Source organism: Mycobacterium sp. (assembly GCF_036488105.1).
GTDB lineage: Bacteria > Actinomycetota > Actinomycetes > Mycobacteriales > Mycobacteriaceae > Mycobacterium.
Genome location: NZ_DASXHW010000004.1, coordinates 1 through 3,018 on the forward strand (window position 1 = coordinate 1; position 3,018 = coordinate 3,018).

General features: G+C 63.7%; 4 protein-coding genes. All 4 read right to left on the bottom strand.

Going from position 1 to position 3,018, the window contains the following annotated elements; all coding sequences use genetic code 11:
- Window positions 1-365, bottom strand: a 365-nt coding sequence (locus tag VGH54_RS00220) for an enoyl-CoA hydratase/isomerase family protein (protein ID WP_331509933.1), incomplete at its 3' end; no start/stop codon positions are given.
- 10 nt (window positions 366-375) lie between these two features.
- On the bottom strand, window positions 376-1,518 hold the full coding sequence (locus VGH54_RS00225) for an acyl-CoA dehydrogenase family protein (protein WP_331509934.1): 1,143 nt from the start codon (window positions 1,516-1,518) through the stop codon (window positions 376-378).
- 9 nt (window positions 1,519-1,527) lie between these two features.
- Window positions 1,528-2,823, bottom strand: a complete 1,296-nt coding sequence (locus VGH54_RS00230; protein ID WP_331509935.1) for an FAS1-like dehydratase domain-containing protein — start codon at window positions 2,821-2,823, stop codon at window positions 1,528-1,530.
- A gap of 8 nt (window positions 2,824-2,831) precedes the next feature.
- Window positions 2,832-3,018: SDR family oxidoreductase (locus tag VGH54_RS00235; protein ID WP_331509936.1), on the bottom strand; the 187-nt coding region annotated here is incomplete at its 5' end.

Consider the following 3,018-nt stretch of genomic DNA (forward strand, 5'->3'; position numbering starts at 1 on the left):
TGGAAGTACGCCGACCGCGCGGCCACCACCAGATCGCAGGAAAGCGCCAGCGCACAACCGAATCCGACCGCCCCACCGTGCACACCTGCGACGACCGGCTTGGGTAAGGCGGTGATCGCACGGACCACCCGGTTGGCGGCATCAACAGCGCCCGCAGTGTCACCGCCGGTCAGGTCTCCGCCGGAACAGAACGCTCGCCCGGCGCCACCGAGTAACACGGCGCGGACTGACTCGTCAGCCTCGGCGCCGCGAATGTGGGCCGACAACTCGTCGAGCATGGGGGTATCAACGGCGTTCAGCTTCTCCGGCCGATCCAGCCGGATCCACAGCACCGAGCCGTCGCGCTCGACCGAGATGCCATTCACCACAGCGGGATCACAGTCCGAGATCGCGTCCGATGATGTCCTTCATGATCTCGGTGGTGCCACCAAAGATCGTCATGATGCGGTTGTCCATGTAGTCGCGAGCAACCCGATATTCCGTCATATAGCCATAGCCGCCGTGCAGCTGCACGCAGCCATCGATCACCTTCTTGGCGGTCTCGGTGCACCACCACTTGGCCTTCGACGCCTCGACCGCGGTCAGGTCGCCGTCCACGACCGCCTGAAGGCACCTGTCGATGTACTGCTCGCCGATCTCGAGTTCGGTGTCCATCTCGGCCAACAGGAAGCGGTTGTGCTGGAAACTGCCGATCGGCTGGCCGAAAGCTTTGCGGTCCTTGGCATATTGCAACGTCTGCCGCCAGGTCTCGCGTGCACCGGCGATAGCCGAGATAGCGATGGACAACCGCTCTGACGGGAGGTTGTGCATCAGGTGATAAAAGCCGCGTCCCTCTTTGCCCAGCAGGTTCGCCGACGGCACCCGCACATTCTCGAAGGCCAGCTCGGCGGTGTCCTGATAGTGCAACCCCATCTTTTCGAGCTTGCGGCCGCGGCTGAAACCCTCCATGCCCGCCTCGACCACCAACAGCGTAAAGCCCTTATGACCGGCTTCGGGGTCAGTACGACACACCACCACCACCAAGTCGCCGTTGATACCCGAGGAGATGAACGTCTTCGCGCCGTTGATGATCCAGTCGTCGCCATCACGGACGGCCGAGGTGCGGATACCGGCCAGGTCGCTACCCGCGCCAGGCTCGGTCATCGCGACGGCGACGATCAATTCGCCGCTGATGATGCCCGGCAGCCAGCGCTCCTTCTGTTCGTCATTGGCCAGCGACGAGAAGTACGGTCCCACAACGTCGTTCTGCAGGCTCAGCGACGGCGCCGGCCCGCCGTAGCGGGCGATCTCTTCGTCGATTACCGCGTTGAAGCGGAAATCGTCGACGCCGCCACCGCCGTATTGTTCCGGCATGTTGAACCCGATCAGGCCGTACTTGCCGGCGGCGACGAAAGCCGAGCGGTCGACGAGACGGTCGCTCTCCCACTGCTCGGCGTTGGGTACCAGCTCACGATCGATGAACTGCCGGACCGTCTCGCGGAACGCCTCGTGCTCGGGCTCCAGAACGAGTCTTTTCATGGGTTGATCTCACTCTCCATACAGTCGTCGCATTTCTTCACCGACTTTGCCAGAAACCCGCGAAACCACCTGCGCGCCCCTCCTTCGCAGATCGGCATCCGGGATCGGCAGCACTACAGCGCCGGTCGCCTTCGACGGCAGCAACACCTTCGCGGTGCCGCGCGTGGTGGTTTCGTCCCGCTGGCTGGTGGCGAAGACGTCCAATGCCACCGGGTCATCGGCCCCGTCACCCTTCGCGGTGACCGTGCCGGTGCACCGGTGTACGTCTCCGTGGTAGTTGAAGCCGCGCAACTGCAGGTCCATCTCGGCCAGCCAGCCGTCGTCCCCGATCCAGTTGGTGAGCAGGTGGCTCACCCACGCCGCGCGCATCTGGCCGTAGTCGTACGGCGCCGGAATGCCCAGTGCCTGAGCGCGTCCGGCATCCCAGTGCAGTCGTTGCACGACGTCGGGGACGCCGTAGTCATCCGGCTCGTAGAAGGCCGGCATCCGCTTGCGCAACTGGTGGGCGAATTTCAGCGGCCCGACACCGTAGCCACCCCAGCCCCACCCCATGTGCATCGAGATGATGTCGACGACGGTCAACGGGCCCTTGATGATTCCCGGAAGCCCATCGCCGACCGAGACGTCCTCCCACCATTGCGGATCAGCGCCGCGCCGCCGTTCAGCCTCGTACTCCTCTTCGACCTGGGCGAACTCGTCCGCAGTCCAATGCTTGCGCTCAATGTCCTTGAGCTTGCCGGACTTCTTCGAGCCGTGACGCTCAGCGTTGATGTAAGACTCGTCGCGGGTCGCGATCGGGTTGCCGTCGATGTCGACGTAGAGATACCGGTAGGTTTCCTTGACTGAACGCCCACCGGAGAATTCACTCTCCTTCACCTGGACGTCGAGCGTGTAGTTCTCCGCCAACACCGGCCTACCCGCGTAAATCGGGCGATACCATGTCCACTTCACCCCCGAGTAGTACTTGCCGGTCCCGCGAAACAGCCCGCGGAACAGCTTCTTTCGCTCCGGATCGGTGAACTTTGGAGTTTGATCCAGGCCGGTCGTGATCGGGAAGGTCGGCGACGCGATCTGCCCGTGCCAGCGCGTCGACGGTCCGTACGTCGGATCGTGGAACAGGGGGTTGTCGTCACCGCAGCCGAACGCGAAGTGCGTGATCGCGTCGGCCGACGGCAGCTTGTGCCACGCCTCGTCGCGTTGATGGACGGGAATTCCGATCTGCTTCTTGGCGCGTTCGATATCCTCGTCGGTGATGCGGCCCTCTTCGGCGGCCGCGTCGGCGCTGTGCTTCTCGGTGGTGGTCATCGGTCCTCCTAGAACTTCAACATTGCGCCGGCGTCAACCTTGAACTGCAGGCCCGTCACATACCGGGACTCGTCAGAGGCCAGGAAACAGACCGCGTTCGAGATGTCCGAGGCTTCGACGTAGGGGGTGGGCATCGCCTGCATGATGGGGAAGGCCAGTAGGGCATCGTCGCGGCTGGGTGCCTCGAGGTCCGGT